The organism is Cellulomonas timonensis, assembly GCF_900046455.1.
In the GTDB taxonomy this organism is placed as follows: Bacteria; Actinomycetota; Actinomycetes; order Actinomycetales; family Cellulomonadaceae; genus Cellulomonas_A; species Cellulomonas_A timonensis.
The window spans coordinates 81,009-99,337 of record NZ_FCOT01000012.1; the positions used below are offsets into that span (position 1 = coordinate 81,009).

General features: G+C 73.3%; 17 protein-coding genes. 4 read left to right on the forward strand and 13 right to left on the reverse strand.

Translation table 11 applies throughout. The features are described from left to right. Positions 1-5: 5 nt before the first annotated feature. Positions 6-1,454 carry an NAD(P)H-quinone dehydrogenase gene (locus BN3788_RS08820; protein WP_066584680.1) on the reverse strand — a complete coding sequence of 483 codons (1,449 nt, stop codon included), beginning with the start codon at positions 1,452-1,454 and terminating at the stop codon, positions 6-8. Positions 1,455-1,551: 97 nt separating this feature from the next. On the opposite strand from BN3788_RS08820, the gene BN3788_RS08825 reads away from it, so the two are divergent. Both BN3788_RS08825 and BN3788_RS08830 read left to right on the forward strand, forming a co-directional pair. Then, a complete protein-coding gene (locus BN3788_RS08825; RefSeq protein ID WP_066584683.1) occupies positions 1,552-2,415 on the forward strand; it encodes a purine-nucleoside phosphorylase in 864 nt (287 codons plus the stop codon). A 5-nt stretch (positions 2,416-2,420) separates the two neighbouring features. Next, entirely contained in the window at positions 2,421-4,307 is a 1,887-nt protein-coding gene (locus BN3788_RS08830; protein WP_066584685.1) for a phospho-sugar mutase, read from the forward strand. A gap of 92 nt (positions 4,308-4,399) precedes the next feature. On the opposite strand, the gene deoC is transcribed toward BN3788_RS08830, so the two are convergent. The 12 genes from deoC to BN3788_RS08890 form a co-directional block, all read right to left on the reverse strand. Continuing rightward, on the reverse strand, positions 4,400-5,074 hold the full coding sequence (gene deoC, locus BN3788_RS08835) for a deoxyribose-phosphate aldolase (RefSeq protein WP_066584687.1): 675 nt from the start codon (positions 5,072-5,074) through the stop codon (positions 4,400-4,402). Continuing rightward, complete coding sequence (locus tag BN3788_RS08840) at positions 5,071-6,177, reverse strand: adenosine deaminase (protein WP_066584689.1); 1,107 nt, start codon at positions 6,175-6,177, stop codon at positions 5,071-5,073. The genes deoC and BN3788_RS08840 overlap by 4 nt, the downstream gene beginning before the upstream one ends. Positions 6,178-6,212: 35 nt before the next feature. Further along, positions 6,213-6,518: a hypothetical protein gene (locus tag BN3788_RS19270; RefSeq protein WP_066584691.1), complete on the reverse strand. Its 306-nt coding sequence runs from the start codon at positions 6,516-6,518 to the stop codon at positions 6,213-6,215. A gap of 112 nt (positions 6,519-6,630) precedes the next feature. Beyond that, positions 6,631-7,581, reverse strand: coding sequence for a hypothetical protein (locus BN3788_RS08850; protein WP_147525093.1), 951 nt, complete (start codon positions 7,579-7,581; stop codon positions 6,631-6,633). Continuing rightward, on the reverse strand, positions 7,578-8,870 hold the full coding sequence (locus BN3788_RS08855; protein ID WP_066584695.1) for a thymidine phosphorylase: 1,293 nt from the start codon (positions 8,868-8,870) through the stop codon (positions 7,578-7,580). The genes BN3788_RS08850 and BN3788_RS08855 overlap by 4 nt, the downstream gene beginning before the upstream one ends. Continuing rightward, entirely contained in the window at positions 8,867-9,280 is a 414-nt protein-coding gene (locus BN3788_RS08860; protein ID WP_066584698.1) for a cytidine deaminase, read from the reverse strand. The genes BN3788_RS08855 and BN3788_RS08860 overlap by 4 nt, the downstream gene beginning before the upstream one ends. Positions 9,281-9,300: 20 nt before the next feature. After that, positions 9,301-10,599, reverse strand: a complete 1,299-nt coding sequence (locus tag BN3788_RS08865; RefSeq protein WP_066584700.1) for an ABC transporter permease — start codon at positions 10,597-10,599, stop codon at positions 9,301-9,303. Next, positions 10,596-11,858: an ABC transporter permease gene (locus BN3788_RS08870; RefSeq protein ID WP_066584706.1), complete on the reverse strand. Its 1,263-nt coding sequence runs from the start codon at positions 11,856-11,858 to the stop codon at positions 10,596-10,598. The genes BN3788_RS08865 and BN3788_RS08870 overlap by 4 nt, the downstream gene beginning before the upstream one ends. Beyond that, a complete protein-coding gene (locus BN3788_RS08875; protein WP_066584708.1) occupies positions 11,855-13,447 on the reverse strand; it encodes an ABC transporter ATP-binding protein in 1,593 nt (530 codons plus the stop codon). The genes BN3788_RS08870 and BN3788_RS08875 overlap by 4 nt, the downstream gene beginning before the upstream one ends. A 122-nt stretch (positions 13,448-13,569) precedes the next feature. Beyond that, on the reverse strand, positions 13,570-14,661 hold the full coding sequence (locus BN3788_RS08880) for a BMP family lipoprotein (RefSeq protein ID WP_066584710.1): 1,092 nt from the start codon (positions 14,659-14,661) through the stop codon (positions 13,570-13,572). 238 nt (positions 14,662-14,899) lie between these two features. Further along, entirely contained in the window at positions 14,900-16,093 is a 1,194-nt protein-coding gene (locus tag BN3788_RS08885) for an amidohydrolase (RefSeq protein WP_066584724.1), read from the reverse strand. Between the two features lie 58 nt (positions 16,094-16,151). After that, positions 16,152-17,267 carry a mannose-1-phosphate guanylyltransferase gene (locus BN3788_RS08890; RefSeq protein ID WP_066584727.1) on the reverse strand — a complete coding sequence of 372 codons (1,116 nt, stop codon included), beginning with the start codon at positions 17,265-17,267 and terminating at the stop codon, positions 16,152-16,154. A 184-nt stretch (positions 17,268-17,451) separates the two neighbouring features. Here BN3788_RS08890 and sdhC point away from each other — a divergent pair, with 184 nt between their 5' ends. Beyond that, the gene (gene sdhC, locus BN3788_RS08895; RefSeq protein ID WP_082812747.1) at positions 17,452-17,832 is read left to right on the forward strand and encodes a succinate dehydrogenase, cytochrome b556 subunit; all 381 of its coding nucleotides are present in this window, start codon (positions 17,452-17,454) and stop codon (positions 17,830-17,832) included. Then, positions 17,832-18,284 carry a succinate dehydrogenase, hydrophobic membrane anchor protein gene (sdhD, locus tag BN3788_RS08900; RefSeq protein WP_066584728.1) on the forward strand — a complete coding sequence of 151 codons (453 nt, stop codon included), beginning with the start codon at positions 17,832-17,834 and terminating at the stop codon, positions 18,282-18,284. Before sdhC ends, sdhD begins: the two co-directional genes overlap by 1 nt. Positions 18,285-18,329: the final 45 nt, after the last annotated feature.

Here is an 18,329-nt window from a genome sequence, read left to right on the forward strand (position 1 = left end):
GCCCCCTAGCCCTCCTGCACGTGATGCAGCATGCGGGCGACCTCGGCGATCGACCCGGTGATCGAGGGGTACACCGTGAACGCGCTGGCCACGTCGTCGACCGTGAGCCGGTGCGACACGGCCAGCGTGATCGGGAAGATCAGCTCGCTGGCGCGGGGCGCGACGACCACCCCGCCGAGCACCTGCCCGGTGGGGTGGGCGAAGAGCTTCACGAAGCCGTCCTTGAGGCCGAGCATCTTGGCGCGCGGGTTGCGGGTCAGCGGCAGCATGCTCGTCACGTAGGGCGTGCCGCTCGCCTGCAGCCCTGCCTCGCTGGACCCGACCGTCGCGATCTCGGGCGCGGTGAAGATGTTCGCCGCGACGCCGCGCAGCGCGAGCGGGACCACGGCGTCGCCAAGCGCATGGGACATGGCGATGCGCCCCTGCATGGCCGCCACCGAGGCCAGCGGCAGCACCCCCGTCACATCACCGGCGGCGTACACGCCCCGCGCCGACGTCCGCGAGACCTTGTCGACCTCGATGTGCCCGCTGGGCGTGAGCCGCACGCCGGCCTCCTCGAGCCCGAGCCCGGTGGTGCTGGGCGTCGACCCGACAGCCATCAGAGCATGCGACCCCTCGACCGTCCTGCCGTCGGCCAGCGTGACGAGCACGCCGTCGGCGGTGCGCCGGACGGACTGCGCGCGCGAGCGGGACATGACCGTCATGCCGCGGCTGCGGAACACCTCCTCGATGAGCGCGGCGGCGTCGGCGTCCTCCCCCGGGAGCACCCGGTCCCGGCTGGAGACCAGCACCACGTCGGAGCCCAGCGAGACGTACGCGCCGGCGAACTCGGCCCCGGTGACGCCGGAGCCGACCACCACGAGTTGCTCTGGCAGCGACTTCAGGTCGTAGAGCTGCGTCCACGTGAGGATGCGCTCCCCGTCCGGCCGCGCCTCCGGCAGCACGCGGGGTGTGGCGCCGGTGGCCACCAGCACCACGTCCGCCTCGAAGGCGTGCTCCCCGCCGCCGTCCTCCTGCGCGACGACGCGCTGCGGCCCGTCCAGTCGCGCGCTGCCGATCACCACCCGGACGCCCTCGCGGTCGAGCCGGGCGCGGATGTCCTGCGACTGCGCGGCGGCGAGCGCGAGGACGCGGGCGTTGACCTCGTCCAGGTCGACGCGGTGGCGCTCCGACTCCTTCGGGCCGTCTGCCGCCGCGCCCGAGGCGCCGGGCACGTCGAGCCGGATGCCCAGGTCGGGCGCGCGGTCCGCGATCGTCATCCACTCGGCGGTGGCGATCAGCGTCTTCGACGGGACCGCGTCGGTGAGCACCGCGGCGCCGCCGAGCCCGGTCCGCTCCACGACCGTGACCTGCGCGCCCAGCCGCCGCGCGACGAGCGCCGCCTCGTAACCGCCCGGGCCCCCTCCCACGACGACGACGCGGCTGGCCTGCAGGTCATGAATGGGGGTGTTCACGCCCCCATTGTGCCGCTCTGGCCCATCCACGCAGGTCGGGTGGCGCCCACGCCGCGTCGCTGACGGGAAGCCGCCGGACGGCCACTAGCCTCGACACATGTCTGAACTCGACGATCCCCGCACCGACCCCTTCGACGTGGCCCGCCTCGCGGCCGAGCACCTGGCACGGGTGACCGGCGTCGAGCGCCATGACATCGCGCTCGTCCTCGGCTCCGGCTGGGGCGGCGCCGCCGACCTCCTGGGCGAGACAGTGGCCGAGGTCCCCAGCCACGAGATCCCCGGCTTCTCCGCCCCCGCGGTGCCCGGCCACGTCGGCACCACCCGCTCCATCCGGGTCGCCGGGGAGGACGGGGCACCGGACCGCCACGTCCTGGTCATCGGCTCCCGCACGCACCTGTACGAGGGACGCGGGGTGCGCCGCGTGGTGCACGGCGTCCGCACGGCCGCCGCCGCGGGCGCGCACACCATCGTCCTGACCAACGGCTGCGGGGGCCTGAACCCCGACTGGGCGCCCGGCACCCCCGTGCTCATCCGCGACCACATCAACCTCACGGCCACGTCGCCGCTCGAGGGCGCGACGTTCGTCGACCTCACCGACCTGTACGCGGAGCGCCTGCGCGACCTCGCCCGCACTGTCGACCCGAGCCTCGACGAGGGCGTCTACGTCCAGTTCCGCGGGCCGCACTACGAGACCCCCGCCGAGGTGACGATGGCCGGCCGCATGGGCGGCGACCTGGTGGGCATGTCCACCACCCTCGAGGCCATCGCCGCCCGCCAGGCCGGCATGGAGGTGCTGGGGCTCTCCCTCGTGACGAACCTCGCCGCCGGCATCAGCCCGGTGCCGCTGTCCCACGCGGAGGTCATCGAGGCCGGCCAGGCCGCGGGCCCGCGCATCAGCGCGCTCCTCGCCTCGATCGTGCGACGCCTGGACGACGCGTCGGCGACGCCGTCGGTAGATTGAGCGACATGGCGACCGCCGACGCATGGCCCCAGGTGCAGGACAGGGTGCGAGCCTGGATCGCTGACGATCCGGACCCCACCACCGCCGCCGAGCTCGCGGAGCTGCTCGCGACCGCCGGCCGCTCCCTTGAGGAGGTCGAGGCCGGGCGAGTCCCCGGCAGCGACCTCCCGCCCGAGCAGGAACAGCTCGTGAGCGAGGTCGAGCGCGCCCGCGCCGAGCTCGAGGACCGGTTCGCGGGCACCCTGCAGTTCGGCACCGCCGGCCTGCGGGGCGCCATCGCGGGCGGCCCCAACCGGATGAACCGCGCCGTCGTGATCCGGGCCGCCGCCGGCCTCGCCGGCTACCTGCGCGCCCAGCTCCCCGCCGCCCGGCCCGCGCCGCGCGTCGTGATCGGCTACGACGCGCGGCACCGCCCCGCCGCCTTCGCCCGGGACCCCGCCGCCGTCATGCCGGCCGCGGGCATCGAGGCACTGCTGCCCCCGGCGCCGCTGCCGCCCCCTGTGCGGGCCTTCGCGGCCCGCCCCCGGGGCGCCGACGCCGGCGTCATGGGCACGGCGACCCACACCCCGCCGCAGGACAACGGCTACAAGGTGTACCTCGGCGGCCGGGTCGCCGCCGGCGGCGCGCAGGGCTCGCAGATCGTGCCGCCCGCCGACGCGGAGATCGCCGCCGAGATCGCCCGGGTCGCGTCCGTCGCGTCGGTGCCGCGCGCCGACTCGGGCTGGACGGTGCTAGGGCCCGAGGTGCTCGACGCGTACGTCGCGGCAGTGCTGACGCTCGCCGACTCGAGCGAGCAGGCCCGCACCCGCGCGAGCGACCTCAAGGTCGTGCTGACGCCGCTACACGGCGTGGGCGGGGCCGTCGCCCACCGGGTGCTGGCCGCCGCCGGGTTCAGCGACGTCACGCTGGTGCCCGAGCAGGCCGATCCCGACCCCGACTTCCCCACCGTCGCGTTCCCCAACCCCGAGGAGGCGGGAGCGATGGACTACGCGCTCGGCCTCGCGCGGGACCGGGACGCGGATCTGGTGCTGGCCCTCGACCCGGACGCCGACAGGTGCGCGGTGGCCGTCGACGATCCCGGCTCACGGACCTACCGGGGGCCGGGCACGGCCGCGGCGGACGGCTGGCGGATGCTGCGGGGCGATGAGGTGGGGGCGCTGCTGGGCGCGCTCGCCGCGGGCGCCATCGGCGGCTCCGGCACGTTCGTGGCCGGCACGCCGGACGACCGCGAGCTCGTCTTCGCCAACTCGATCGTCTCCTCGCGGCTGCTCGCGCAGATCGCGCAGGCCGCCGGGGCACGTCATGAGGAGACCCTCACGGGCTTCAAGTGGATCTCCCGTGTCGACGGCCTGTCCTACGGGTACGAGGAGGCGCTCGGCTACTGCGTCGACCCGGCGCATGTGCGGGACAAGGACGGCATCTCCGCCGCCCTGGTCATCGCGCAGCTCGCCGCGACGCTCAAGGCCGACGGCCGCACCCTGATCGGCGTGCTGGACGACCTGGCCCGCGACCACGGCCTCTACGTCACCGACCAGCTCTCGGCGCGCTTCACGGACCTCGCGCAGATCCCCGCGACGATGGCCCGGCTGCGGGACAACCCCCCGGCCACGCTGGGCGGATCTCCCGTGACGAAGGTCGTCGACCTGGAGGCGGGCACCGACGCCGAGCGCGGCGGGCTCCCCCCGACGGTCGGGCTGCGGCTCCTCGCCGAGGACGGCACCCGGGCGATCGTGCGGCCCAGCGGCACGGAGCCGAAGGTGAAGTGCTACCTCGAGGCGATCGTCGAGGTCGGCGAGCATGCCGGCGAGGCGAAGATGATGAGCGCGCGCCAGCACGCGCGCGAGCGGCTCGACGCGGTGCGCCGCGACCTCGAGGCCGCCCTCGGGCTCTGACAGGCCATCTCCGCGCCAGGGCGTGACGTGAGAAGCCGGCGGTCCCCCGCGATGGGGGCCGCCGGCTTTCGCGTGTGCGTCGTGCCGCCGGCTCAGTAGCCGGAGTCGGCCTCCAGGCCGGCCAGCACGGCGGCGGTCCCCGACAGGCCCAGGCGCGTCGCGCCCGCCTCGATCATCGCGAGCGCGTCGGCGCTGGTGCGGACCCCGCCCGACGCCTTGATGCCGAGCCGGCCGCCCACTGTCGCGTGCATCAGCTCGATGGCGTGCACGGTGGCGCCCCCGGCCGGGTGGAAGCCCGTGGACGTCTTGACGAAGTCCGCGCCCGCGGCCTCGGCGGCCTGGCACACCGCGACGATCTCCTCATCGCTCAGCGCCGCCGACTCGATGATGACCTTCAGCACCACAGGCGCCGGGGCGGCCGCGCGCACGGCGGCGATGTCCGCCTGCACCGACGCGAACTGCCCGGCCTTCGCCGCGCCCACGTCGATGACCATGTCCACCTCGTCGGCGCCGTCCGCCACCGCACGGGCGGCCTCGGCGGCCTTGACCTCGCTGTGGTGCTTGCCGGACGGGAACCCGCACACCGTCGCGACCTTCAAGTCGCCCGCGTCGAGCGGCAGGAACGACGGCGAGACGCACACGGAGTACACGCCCAGGCGCTGCCCCTCGGCGACGAGCGCCGCGACGTCGTCAGCGGTGGCCTCCGGCTTGAGAAGCGTGTGGTCGACGTACTGGGCCAGGGTCGTCGGGTCGATGTTCGTGGTCATGCGCGGTGCCTCCCGCTGCCGTTCTGCGAATAGGCCGGGAGGATCACCCGGTCGATCAAGTCGCGCCGCTCGGGCAACGCGAGGAAAGAGCTCTGGGCGGCGGTGACCGTCACGTCACGCATGTCGTCGAGGGTCCAGCCCGCCTCCGCTGCCAGCAGGGCGAACTCGCGCGTGAGCGACGTGCCGGACTGCAGGCGGTTGTCGGTGCTCACCGTGACCGCGAAGCCCAAGGAGCGCAGGATCGTCACCGGGTGCTCCGCGATCGACGTCGCGGCGCCGGTCTGGAGGTTCGACGAGGGGCACAGCTCGAGCGGGATCTGCCGGTCGAGCACCCACTGCGCCAGCCGGCCCAGCCGGGCGTCGGGAGCGCCGTCCGGGCCCGTCGTCACCGTGATGTCGTCCATCAGCCGCACACCGTGCCCGAGCCGCTGCGCTCCGGCGACGTGCACCGCCTCGGCGATGGACTGCAGGCCGTCCGCCTCGCCGGCATGCACCGTGACGGGAAAGTTGGCCGCGCGCAGAGAGCCGAACGCGGACGCCTGGCGCGAGGGCGGGAAGCCCTTCTCGGCGCCGGCGATGTCGAAGCCGACCACGCCGCTGTCGCGGTTCGCCAGCGCGAGCGCCGCGATCTCGTCACCGCGGTCGGCGTGCCGCATCGCTGTCAGCAGCGTGCCGACGCGGATCTCGCGGCCGTCCTCGGCGGCGAGCGCGACGCCCTCGGCGAAGCCCTCCTGCACGGCGTCGACGACCTCTTGCAGGCTCAGGCCGCCCTGTTGGTGCTGCTCGGGGGCGTACCGCTGCTCCGCGTAGACCACCCCGTCGGCGGCCAGGTCGAGCACGGCCTCGCGGGCCACGCGCCGCAGGTTGTCCGCCGTCTGCATGACGGCGACGGTGTGCGCGAACGTCTCCAGGTAGCGCTCCAGCGAGCCCGAGTCGGCAGCCTCGCCGAACCAGCGCGCGAGGGCGTCGGGGTCGGTGGCCGGCAGCTCGTGGCCGGCCTCGTGGGCCAGCTCCACGATCGTCGCGGCGCGCAGCCCGCCGTCGAGGTGGTCGTGCAGCAGCACCTTGGGCAGCACGGCGATCTGGTCGGCGGCGAGGGTCATGGTCCCACCGTAGTGGTCGGTGGGGACTACTCCGATCAGGGGTAGTCGTCGCGCTCGTCGGGCGGGACCTCGCGGGCCTGCTCGGTCACGTCCGCCACGTTCGCCTTGTCCTCGAGGTCGGGCCGCGGGGCGTCGGGGCGGTACTCCTCGACGACGCCGGCGGCCGGGTCGACGACAGTCACGTCGGTGCCCGCCTCGTCGTCGCGCAGTTCCTCGGCGGCCTCCGCGTCGTCGAGCTCGTCGAGCTCGAACGGCGACGGGTCCGCCTCGGTGGTGTCCTGCAACTTGGGCTGCGTCAGGCCTGCGTCACGCCAGGAGTCCTGGCCGGGCACGGTGCTCATGGTTCCTCCCGGGGGATGAGGACGGCTCGTGCGCTTCCATCGTGGACCGCCCCGGAGCCCTGTGCCAACAGGACAGAGTGGGCATTCCCGGCGGAACGCGCACGTAGCGCCCTCAGGCGCGCCGCACGGGCAGCAGCGCCCAGCACACGTGCGACCAGCCGCCGTAGGCCGCGCGCGGCGTCCCCCCGGCGAGCACAGCGTCCTCGGCCACCACGTGCTCCTGGCCGGTCGACGGCTCATAGACCCGCAGGCTGGTGGCATCCGCACCGGTGACGAGCACGACGTGACGGGGCACGGCGGCGGCCAGCCCGGATGAGGCGTCGCCCCCGGTGTACAGCGGCACGGGAACCCCGTGCGCGAGCGCGCGCCGGATGCGGGCCAGCACGGCGCGCACCTCGTCGTGCCGGGTGTCGTCGAGCATCACCGACCGATAGGCGATCCCCGTCCCTCCGACGCCGTGCACAGCGCCGACCCCGGAGCACAGCTCGGTGGCGACGCGCGCGGCCCCCCACGGCGGGGTGCCGAGGGCTGTCGGCCAGGGCAGGGCCCCCAGCACCGCGCGCCGCGTGCTGCGCACATGCAGCGCGGCCTGCAGGCCCGCCAGGCGCCCGGCCGGCCCGGAGGCGGGCGCGACGCCGTCCAGCGCCGAAGGCGTCTCGCCGATGTGCTCACCCGTGACCAGCCACAGCGCCACAGCCGGGTTCCCGTGGGCGGCGAGCATCGCCAGCACCGCCGCGCCGCAGGACGTCTCGTCGACCTGGCGGGCGGCGGCCGTGCCGAACCGCAGCACGCTGGCGCCGCGTGCGGGGCGCCGCGGGTCGACGACCTGCCACGCCTCCCGGTCGGAGAGCCGCTCGACGCGCGCGACCAGCTCCACGGCGTCGTCCTCTGCGAGCCCGGCGCCGACGGCGCGGGCGCGCACGAGGTCGGCGCCCGGACGGCGCGGCCGACGCGGCGCTGGGACGGCGGCCGGATCCTGGCCAGCCGCCGCCGGCTCGAGCGGGACCGTGCGCCCACGCACCGCGCGCAGCACGCTCGTGAGCTGCATGCTCGTGGGCGTCACTCGCCGATGCGGTCGATGAGCAGCGGGCGCACGGCCACCTCGGCGCCGTCGGCCTCGATGCGCACGGCGCCCTCAAGCGCCTCGCGGGCCCGGCCGAAGCGCTCCGGGGTGTCGGTGTGCAGCGTCAGCAGCGGCTGCCCCGCGCGCACCCGGTCGCCCGGCTTCGCGTGCAGCTCGACGCCTGCGGCAGCCTGCACCGGGTCCTCCTTGCGGGCCCGGCCCGCGCCGAGCCGCCACGCCGCGACGCCCACGGCGTAGGCGTCGAGGCCGGTCAGCACGCCGTCGGAGGCCGCGAGGACCTGCTCGGTGTCCCGCGCGACAGGCAGCGGCGCGTCCACGTCGCCACCCTGCGCCGCGATCATGCGCCGCCACACGTCCATCGCGCGCCCATCGGCGAGCGCGGCCGCCGGGTCGGCGTCCGGCTGCCCGGCGGCGGTGAGCATCTCGCGGGCCAGCGCCACGGTGAGCTCCACGACGTCCGCGGGGCCTCCCCCAGCCAACACCTCGACCGACTCGCGCACCTCGAGGCCGTTGCCCGCGGTGAGCCCCAGCGGGGTCTCCATGTCGGTGATCAGCGCGACGGTCCGCACCCCGGCGTCCACGCCCAGCTCCACCATGGTGCGGGCGAGCTCACGCGCCCGGTCGAGGTCCTTCATGAAGGCGCCCGAGCCGACCTTCACGTCGAGCACCAGCGAGCCGGTGCCCTCGGCGATCTTCTTGCTCATGATCGAGCTGGCGATCAGGGGGATGGCCTCGACGGTGCCGGTGACGTCGCGCAGCGCGTACAGCTTGCGGTCGGCGGGGGCCAGCCCGGATCCGGCCTGGCAGATGACGGCGCCCACGTCCTCGAGCTGCCGCATCATCTCGTCGTTGCTGAGCGCGGCGCGCCAGCCGGGGATGGCCTCGAGCTTGTCCAGCGTGCCGCCGGTGTGCCCCAGGCCGCGGCCCGAGAGCTGCGGCACCGCGACGCCGAACACGGCGACGAGCGGCGCCAGCGGCAGCGTGATCTTGTCGCCGACCCCACCCGTGGAGTGCTTGTCCGCGGTCGGGCGGGACAGGCCGGAGAAGTCCATCCGCTCGCCGCTCGCGATCATCGCGGCCGTCCAGCGGGAGATCTCCGCGCGGTCCATGCCGTTGAGCAGGATGGCCATCGCGAGGGCCGACATCTGCTCCTCGGCCACGGCGCCGCGGGTGTACGCGTCGATGACCCAGTCGATCTGCCCCTCGCTCAGCCGACCGTGGTCGCGCTTGGTGCGAATGACGTCGACGGCGTCGAACTGCTCGCTCATCGGGCTGCCCTCTCCACGAGGTCGTCCGGCCCGAACGCGTCGGGCAGCACCTCGGTCATCGGCTTGATGCCGCTGACGGTGTCCACCAGCAGCGACGGGCCGCCGTGCTCCCAAAGGAGCTGTCGGCAGCGGCCGCAGGGCATCAGCGCGTTGCCGTGCTGGTCCACGCACGCGAAGGCCACGAGGCGCCCGCCGCCGCTGACGTGCAGGCCGGAGACGAGCGCGCACTCGGCGCACAGCGTCAGGCCCAGCGACGCGTTCTCCACGTTGCAGCCCACCACGATGCGGCCGTCGTCGACCAGGGCCGCGACGCCCACGGGGAACTTCGAGTAGGGCACGTAGGCCCGGGTCATGACGTCGCGCGCGGCATCGCGCAGGGCGTCCCAGTCGATCGGGGGGGTCTGGCTCATGTCACTCACTCCACTGTCGCTCACTTGACGTACGGGATGCCCTCGGCGGCCGGGGCGCGGACGCGTCCCACGAGGCCGGCGACGGCGAAGATGGTCACCACGTACGGGGTCATCAGCATGATCTGGCTCGGGATCGGGGTGCCGATGATGCCGAGCACCACCTGCAGGTTGTCCGCGAAGCCGAACAACAGCGCCGCCGCGAGGGCGCCCGTCGGGCTCCACCGGCCCAGGATCATGGCGGCCAACGCGATGAAGCCCTTGCCGCCCGTCATCTCCTTGCCGAACGCGAGCCCGGCGGCCACGGTGAAGAACGCCCCGCCCAGCCCGGCGACCGCGCCGCCCAGCATCGTCGCGCGGACCCGGGTGCGGTTGACCTTGATGCCGACGGTGTCCGCGGCCTTCGGGTGCTCGCCCACCGCGCGCAGGCGCAGGCCCCAGCGGCTGCGGAACACCATCACCTGCAGCAGCGCCACAACCACGTACATGACGTAGACGAGCGCCGTCTGCCGGAACAGCACCGGGCCGATCACGGGGATCTGCGAGAGCAGCGGGATCTCGATGGTCGGCAGCTTCGGCGGGGAGTTCCACGTCGCGGCGTTCACCTTGAGCACAGTGGAGAACAGGTAGCTCGTGACGCCGACGACGAGCACGTTGAGCACCACGCCGACGATGATCTGGTTGACCAGGTACTTCACCGAGAAGTACACGAGGATCAGGCCGACCAGCGCGCCGGCGATGGGCGCGGCGATCAGGCCCGCGTACGCGCTGTGGGTCAGCGAGGCGATGACCGCCGCCGCGAAGGCGCCGGCGAGCAGCTGGCCCTCGATCGCGACGTTGATGATGCCCGAGCGCTCGCACAGCACACCCGCCAGCGAGCCGAACACCAGCGGGATGGCCAGGAACAGCGAGCCCTGCAGCAGCCCGGTGATCGGCAGCGGCTGCGCCTTGCCCGCGACGGCCCAGGTGAGGAACGCGAGGATGACCACCACGCCGAACAGCGCGGGCAGCCACACCCCCGTCTTGCGGCGGCTGCGGGGGAGCCACAGGGACACCCCCGCGAGGGCGAGCCCGATCAGCGAGAGCACGATCGCCGTGGACTTCGACGGCACCGTCAGCGGCTCGATCTGGAAGAAGTCCTTCGACGTCGCGAACGTGAACGTCGTCGTCCGGCCACTGGCGGGCAGCAGCCCGAAGAGGACCAGCGCGACCAGGGCCGTCACGCCATAGCCGATCGGCGCCTTCCAGTTGATCGGCGGCAGCGGCTTGCCCACGGGGGCGGGGCTCGCGGCGGGCCGCGAGGGGGCGGTCACGGCGCTCACGCTGCGGCCTCCTTGGTGGCGAGGACGCCGGGTCTGACGGCGCCTGGGGAGGGCAGCCGGAACACGGCCCGGACGAGCGGCGGCGCCGCGATGAACAGCACGATCAGCGACTGCACGACGAGCACGATGTCGATGGGCGTGCCCGTGCGGGCCTGCATCGAGTACCCGCCCGCGCGCAGCGCCCCGAAGAGCAGCCCCGCGAACACGGTGCCCAACGGCTTGGAGCGGCCGAGCAGCGCGACGGTGATCGCATCGAAGCCGAAGCTGGCGGCGACGCCGGCGGTGAGCACCTTCTCGGTGCCCAGCACCTGGGCTGATCCGCCCAGCCCGGCCAGCGCCCCCGCGATCACCATGACCCACACGTAGCTGGCCTCGACGGACATGCCGGCGGTGCGGGCGGCGTGCGGGTTGGAGCCCACGGCGCGGAACTGGAACCCGATCGTCGACCGGTTCATCAGCCACCACACGCCCACGGCCGCGGCGAGCGCGAGCAGGAACCCGGCGTGCAGACGGAAGCCCGTGCCGAGCAGCAGCGGGTACACCGCGCTGGACTCGACCGGCGGCGAGATCGGGTTGTTGCTGTTCCCGCGCTGGAACGCCGACGTGGTGAGCAGGTAGCCCACCAGGTAGATCGCGATGTTGTTGAGCATGATCGTGACGATCACCTCGTTGGCGCCCGTGCGCGCCTTGAGCACACCGGCGATGCCCGCCCAGATGGCCCCGCCCAGCGCCGAGCCGATCACGGCGAGGAGCAGGTGCAGCCCCACGGGCAGCTCGAAGGTGAAGCCGATGTAGCCGCCCAGGACGGCGCCCATGATGATCTGCCCCTGGGCGCCGATGTTGAACAGGCCGGCGCGGAAGCCGATGCCCAGCCCGAGGCCCGCGAAGATCAGCGGCACGGACACCGTCATGGTCTCCGTCAGCGGGCGCACGGCCCGGGCGAGCGTCGTGGCGCCCGGGTCGACGATGGCGCCCTGGAACAGCGCGGTGTACGCCTGGGACACCGCCGTCCACGCGGCGGTGAGCAGGTCCATCGGCCGTGCGAAGAAGTAGCTGGCGGCGGCCTGCACCTCGGCGTCGGCCGCCGCGATGAGCACCGCGCTGATCACCAGCGCGAGCACGATCGCCAGCACAGTGACGAGCCAGCTGCTCTCGAGCATCTCGCGGAGGGCGTTCTGGCCACGGGACGGGGGCCGCTCGACCCCGGTGTCTCCCGGGACCGGGACGGCCGCGTCCCGCAGCGGAGCGGACTCGCTCACGTGAGGTCCTCCTCGGAGGGGTCGGTGTCAGCCGCGGCGTCCGCCTGGCCGAGTGTGGTGTGGTGTGTCGCGACCTGCGCCTGCGCCTCGTCGAGCGGCACGCCCGCCATCATCAGGCCGAGCACGTCGCGGTCGGCGCCGCCCGGGACGATCCCGACGATGGAGCCGCGGTACATCACGACGATGCGGTCGGCCAGCGCCAGGACCTCGTCGAGCTCCGTGGAGACGATGATCACCGGCGTGCCGAGGTCGCGCTCGGCGACAACTCGGCTGTGCACGAACTCGATCGAGCCGACGTCGAGGCCGCGGGTGGGCTGCGAGGCGATCAGCAGGCGCAGCGGACGCGACATCTCGCGCGCGAGCACGACCTTCTGCTGGTTGCCGCCGGAGAGCGTGCCCGCGAACGCGTCCACCGACGGCGTGCGGACGTCGAACTCGACGACCCGCTCACGCGCGCTGGCGGCCACCTTCGCGGGGTCGAACGCGATGCCCCGCGCGTAGGGCGCCTGGTCGAACAGGTCGAGGACGAGGTTCTCCGCGACGGAGAAGTCGGCGATCACCCCGTCGGCGGTGCGGTCCTCCGGCACGTAGCCGACGCCGGCGCGCAGCACCTCGCGGACCGGGCGGCCCACGAGCTCCGCGCCGTCCAGCAGCACCGAGCCAGCCACGGGCTCGAGCAGCCCCATGAGCACCTCGGTGAGCTCGGTCTGCCCGTTGCCCTGCACCCCGGCCACGGCGAGGATCTCCCCGCGGTGGACGTCGAAGCTGACGTCGTCGACCTGGCGCACGCCCGCCACGTCGATCACCGTGACGTCTTTCACCTGCAAGGCGACCTCGCCTGGCGTGGCCGGGGCCTTGGCGACCCCGAGGTCCACCGAGCGGCCGACCATGAGCGCGGCGAGCTCGGGCTCGGAGGCCGTCGGGGCCGCGCTGCCCACGACGGCGCCGCGCCGGATGACGGTGATGCGGTCCGCGACGGCGCGCACCTCGCGCAGCTTGTGGGTGATGAAGACGATGGAGGTGCCGGCGGCCTTGAGCTGCCGCATGATCTCGATGAGCTCGTCGGTCTCCTGCGGCGTGAGCACGGCTGTGGGCTCGTCGAGGATCAGCACGTGGGCGTCGCGGGACAGCGCCTTGATGATCTCGACGCGCTGCTGGGCGCCGACGGGCAGGTCCTCGACGAGCGCGTCGGGGTCCAGGTCGAAGCCGAACCGGTCGGAGATCTCGCGGACCCGCCGACGGGCCTCGGCGAGGTCGATGATCCCGGCGCCGCGCACGGGCTCATGCCCGAGGGCCACGTTCTCCGCGACGGTGAACACGGGCACAAGCATGAAGTGCTGGTGCACCATGCCGATCCCGGCGGCCATCGCGTCGCCGGGGCCGGTGAAGGTCACCGGGGCGTCGTCGACGAGGATCTCGCCGCCGTCGGGCTCGTAGAACCCGTAGAGGACGTTCATCAGCGTGCTCTTGCCGGCGCCGTTCTCGCCCAGCAGGGCGTGGATCTCGCCGGGCTCGACCACCAGGTCGATGTGGTCATTGGCCACCAGGCTGCCGAAGCGCTTGGTGATCCCTCGCAGTTCCAGCTTCACGTGCCCCGGCTCCTTCAAAGTTCGTGGTGGTCGACACTAGCGACCAGTGCGGGTGCGTGCCGGGTGGTCAGGCCGATGGCCCGGGCGTTGTCCGCCCGGGCCATCGGTGGGTGGTGATGCCGTCAGCTGTTGGCGGACGGCGAGTCGACCGACAGGTCGCCCGCGATGATCTCCGCCTTCAGGGCCTCGATCGCGTCCGCGAGCTCGCTCGGCACCTTGGCCTCGAAGTCGTGGAACGGCGCCAGGCCGATGCCGCCGTTGGCCAGCGTGCCGACATAGGCCTCGGAGGTGTACTCCCCGGCGACGGCCTGGTCGACAGTGTCGAAGACCGCCTGGCCGATCTCCTTGATGACCGAGGTCAGGATGATCGACGAGTAGTCGGGCGCCGTCTCGAACCAGTCGGCGTCGACGCCGATGATCAGGACGTCACCGGCCTCCTTGGCCGCCGCGGCCGCGCCGAGGCCGACCGGGCCGGCCACGGGCATGATCACGTCGACGCCCTGGTCGATGAAGCCCTTGGCGAGGTTCTGGCCGTTGGCCTGGTTCGAGAAGTCACCGGTGAACGAGCCGGTCTGCGCGGCCTTGTCCCAGCCGAAGACCTCCACGGCGGTGCCGTTGTCCTCGTTGTACTTGGCGACGCCGTCGACGTAGCCGTCCATGAAGATCGTGACCGAGGGGAGCGCGATGCCGCCGAAGGTCGCGACCTTGCCCGTGGTGGACATGCCTGCCGCGGCGTAGCCCGCGAGGTAGGCCGCCTCCTGCGTGTCGAAGAGGAGCGGCTTGGCGTTGTCGTACGTCACCGGGTTGAAGTCGGCGTCGCTGAAGCCGGAGTCGACGAGCGCGAACTCGATGTCGGGGTTGGCGACTGCCGCCTCCTCGATCGCGTCCTCGAGCATGAACCCGACGCCGATCACGAGGTTGCAGCCCTGGGTCACCAGGTTTGTGACATTGGGGCCGAAGTCCGTCACGTCCTGCGACTCGACGAGCGCGGTGGTGATGCCGAGCTCCTCCTTGGCCCGCTCGAGGCCCTCCGCGCCGGACTGGTTGAAGGACTTGTCGTCGAACCCGCCCTCGTCGGAGACCATGCAGGCCTTGAAGTCGGCGTTCTCCGCGCCGGCGGACGCGGTCGAGTCGTCCTCCGGCGCGCTGCCACATGCCGCGAGAGTGAGGGCGAGCGCCCCACCGAGCGCAGCCACACGGATGATCTTCTTCACGCGACACTCCTGTTGTTGGGTCGAGATGCTGCTGGCCGTGACTTCACCGCCCTGCGACCTACTCGTCTGCGAGGGGGGCGGGCACGCCGTTGACACCCGCACGCGCATTCTACGGAGGTTGTCTTTCCGGCACGTTACCGAGAGGTAGGCAACCAGGTTCCGTTACGGAGTTGGGATCAAGCGCCGCGATGCGGGACGCCTCGTCCCAGCGGGCGGGCAGGGTGCGGCAATTCGCGCGTCAGTCGCCCGCCGCGGACAGCGCGGTGCGGGCCAGCAGCAGCACGCCGGAGTCCAGCGCGCGCTCGTCCACCCGGAAGTCCCCCTGGTGCAGGTCGAAGGACCGGCCGCCCGGAGTCCGCGTCCCGAGCCGCGCCATCGCCCCCGGGACCTTGGTGAGGTACCAGGCGAAGTCCTCGCCGCCCAGCGACTGCTCCGTCAGCTGCACGGCGTCCTCGCCCAGCACGTCGCGCGCGGCCGCCTCGAGGACCGCCACGCTGTGCTCGTCGTTCTCGACCGGCGGCACCCCCCGGAGGTGGCGCACCTCGGCCTCGACGCCGTACGGCGCGACGACCTGCTGCACCGCCTCCTGGAACACCGCCGACGCCTGCTCCCAGGCCCGCACGTCGAGGCAGCGGAGCGTGCCGCGCGCCGTGCCCGTCGCCGGGATCGCGTTCGGCGCGGAGCCCGCCTGCACCGCCCCCCACGTGAGGTTCACCCCCGAGCGCGGGTCGAGCCGCCGCCCCAGCACGGCCGGGACCTGCGTGATGACCTGGCCCAGCGCGAAGACGACGTCGCCGGTCCGGTGCGGGCGCGAGGTGTGGCCGCCCGCGCCGCGCAGCGTCACGGTGACCTCGTCGGAGGCGGACGTGATGGGGCCGATGCGGGTGCCGATCCGCCCGACGTCCACGCGCGGGTCGCAGTGCACGGCGTACACGCGGCTGACGCCGTCCAGCACGCCCTCGGCGATCGCGTCGAGGGCGCCGCCGGGCTGCACCTCCTCGGCCGACTGGAACAGCAGCCGCACCCCGCGGCTGAGCTGCCCGGCCGCCGCCAGCTCGGCGAGCACCAGGCCGGCGCCCAGCACGACGGTGGTGTGCACGTCATGGCCGCAGGCGTGCGCCACATGCGGCACGATCGACGCCCACTCGACGCCCGAGGTGTCCATCACCGGCAGCGCGTCCAAGTCGGCGCGCAGCACCACGCGGCGCCGGTCGCCCTCGGCGAGCCCTGGCCCGATGTCGCAGATCAGCCCGGTGCCCGGCAGGAGCTTCGGCGTGAGCCCCGCGAGGCGCAGGCGCTCGGCGACCTTGGCGGTGGTGCGCTGCTCGAGTCGCGACAGCTCGGGGTGGGCGTGCAGGTCACGCCGGAACTCGACGAGCTCGGAGCGCAGGGCGGCGACACGGTCAGCGAGGTGGAAAGCGTCTTCGGGCACGCCGTGAGGGTAGTCCGCCTGGCTGGGACCCCGCCTTGCGAGCCGACGACGACACTGCTCAGAGCAGGTCGTCGCGCCCCCGCTCGCGCCATCCGTCGACGCCGGCCTTGACCTGCTGCGCCCGCTCCAGAGTCGTGACGAGCAGCGCGTCCGGGGTGTCGACGACGACCGCGCCCGGAACGCCGATCACCGTGACGGCGCGGCCGGAGGACGGCACCACCAGCGTGCCGTCGGCGTCGATGCGCAGCACCAGCGACTCCTCGCCCAGCGTGCGGCCGGACGCGTCGGACTGGGCGGGCAGCAGCTCGGCGAGCGACGCGAAGTCGCCCACGTCGTCCCAGGTGAAGTCGCCCGGCACCACTGCCACCCCGCCGGCGGCGGCGACGGGCTCGGCGATCGCGTGGTCGATGGCGATCCGGGTGAGCGTGGGCCACACCCGGTCGAGGACCTCGTCGCGCTGCGGGGTGTCCCACACCGCGGCGATCTCGCGGAGGCCGTCGTGCAGTGTGGGGAGCTGCGTCGCGAGGTGGTCGAGCAGCGTGCGCGCCCGGACGATGAACATGCCCGCGTTCCAGCGGTACTCCCCCGTGGCGAGGTACTCCGCGGCGGTCTCGGCGTCGGGCTTCTCCGTGAACCCCTGGGCGTGGCGGACGCCCGGCGCCCCCTCGACGCCCAGCGGGGCGCCTGAGCGGACATAGCCGAACGCCGTGGACGGTCCCGTCGCCGCGATGCCGACGGTCACGACGTACCCCGCGCGGGCGGCCTCGACGCCCTCGCGCACGGCCCTGCCGAACTCCTGCGCGCCGTCGATCACCTGGTCGGCCGCGAACGACCCCAGGACGACATCGCCGTGCCGCTGCTCGAGCACGGCCGCGGCCAGGCCGATCGCGGCCATGGAGTCGCGGGGCGACGGCTCGGCGAGCACGTCCTGCGGGCGCACCTCCGGGAGCTGCGCCTGCACCGCGGCCCGGTGCCGGGCGCCCGTGACGACCATGACGCCGCCGTCTCCGGTGAGCGGCAGCAGCCGGTCGACGGTGCCCTGCAGCAGGGTGCGCCCGGTGCCCGTCAGGTCGTGCAGGAACTTGGGCGCGCCCGCGCGCGAGAGGGGCCACAGCCGGGTGCCGGCGCCACCCGCCGGGACAACGGCGTGGAAGCCGGGGATCACGTCAGTCATCGGGTCAGGGTAGCCATGACCAGCGGCGCGACGGCCGCGCCCGGGTCGCTGTGGATTTGATCACATTGCGTCACAACCCCCTGCGCCACGGCCCGCACACGCCCGACCGGCGACGTCGTGTCACTAGAGTGGACAGCGAAAAGGACAGTGCTGTCCCTCATCCGACTGCCAGGAGGCTCTCCACGTGCCCACCGCACCGGCCGGCACGCTCTACCGAGGGCGTGAAGGCATGTGGTCGTGGGTCGCGCACCGCGTGACCGGCGTCCTCATCTTCTTCTTCCTGCTCGTGCACGTGCTCGACACGGCCCTGGTGCGCGTCTCCCCGGAGGCGTACAACGCGGTCATCGGCACGTACAAAAACCCCATCATGGGCCTCGGCGAGGCCGGCCTCGTCGCCGCCATCGTCTTCCACGCCTTCAACGGTGTGCGGATCATGCTCGTCGACTTCTGGGTCAAGGGACCGAAGTACCAGCGGGTCATGCTGTACGTCGTGCTAGGGCTGTTCCTCGTGACCATGGCCGGCTTCCTGCCGCGCCACCTGGGCCACGTCTTCGGGGGTGCCTGATGACCACCATCGCCGAGCCGCGGTCCCCGCGGGTTCGCCGGAGCGGGCGCACCAGCACCCGCGGCAACTTCGAGCTGTACGGCTGGATCTTCATGCGGGTGTCAGGCGTCGTCCTGATCGTCCTCATCTTCGGGCACCTGTTCGTCAACCTGGTGCAGGGCGAGGGCATCAACGCCGTCGACTTCGGCTTCGTCGCCGGCAAGTGGGCGTCGCCGCTGTGGCAGATCTGGGACCTGCTCATGCTGTGGCTCGCGATGATCCACGGCGCCAACGGGGTGCGCACCATCATCAACGACTACGCCGAACGGGATGGTGTGCGCCTCGCGCTCAAGGCCGCCCTGGTCGCGTCGCTCGTCGTCGTGGTGGTGCTCGGCACCCTCGTCATCTTCACGTTCGACCCGTGCCCGCCCGAGAGCCCGGCGAACCTGCTCCCCTCGTTCTGCTCCGCCTGACCGCCGGCGCCGCCCGCCCCTCGCGGCGGGCGGCGCCGGCGCGTC

What these genes read in the sequence shown, in the direction of transcription:
- BN3788_RS08825 (WP_066584683.1), top strand. Translation starts at nt 1,552, where the DNA reads ATGTCTGAACTCGACGATCCCCGCACCGACCCCTTCGACGTGGCCCGC.
- BN3788_RS08830 (WP_066584685.1), top strand. Translation starts at nt 2,421, where the DNA reads ATGGCGACCGCCGACGCATGGCCCCAGGTGCAGGACAGGGTGCGAGCC.
- deoC (WP_066584687.1), bottom strand. Translation starts at nt 5,074, where the DNA reads ATGACCACGAACATCGACCCGACGACCCTGGCCCAGTACGTCGACCAC.
- BN3788_RS08840 (WP_066584689.1), bottom strand. Translation starts at nt 6,177, where the DNA reads ATGACCCTCGCCGCCGACCAGATCGCCGTGCTGCCCAAGGTGCTGCTG.
- BN3788_RS19270 (WP_066584691.1), bottom strand. Translation starts at nt 6,518, where the DNA reads ATGAGCACCGTGCCCGGCCAGGACTCCTGGCGTGACGCAGGCCTGACG.
- BN3788_RS08855 (WP_066584695.1), bottom strand. Translation starts at nt 8,870, where the DNA reads ATGAGCGAGCAGTTCGACGCCGTCGACGTCATTCGCACCAAGCGCGAC.
- BN3788_RS08860 (WP_066584698.1), bottom strand. Translation starts at nt 9,280, where the DNA reads ATGAGCCAGACCCCCCCGATCGACTGGGACGCCCTGCGCGATGCCGCG.
- BN3788_RS08890 (WP_066584727.1), bottom strand. Translation starts at nt 17,267, where the DNA reads ATGACTGACGTGATCCCCGGCTTCCACGCCGTTGTCCCGGCGGGTGGC.
- sdhD (WP_066584728.1), top strand. Translation starts at nt 17,832, where the DNA reads ATGACCACCATCGCCGAGCCGCGGTCCCCGCGGGTTCGCCGGAGCGGG.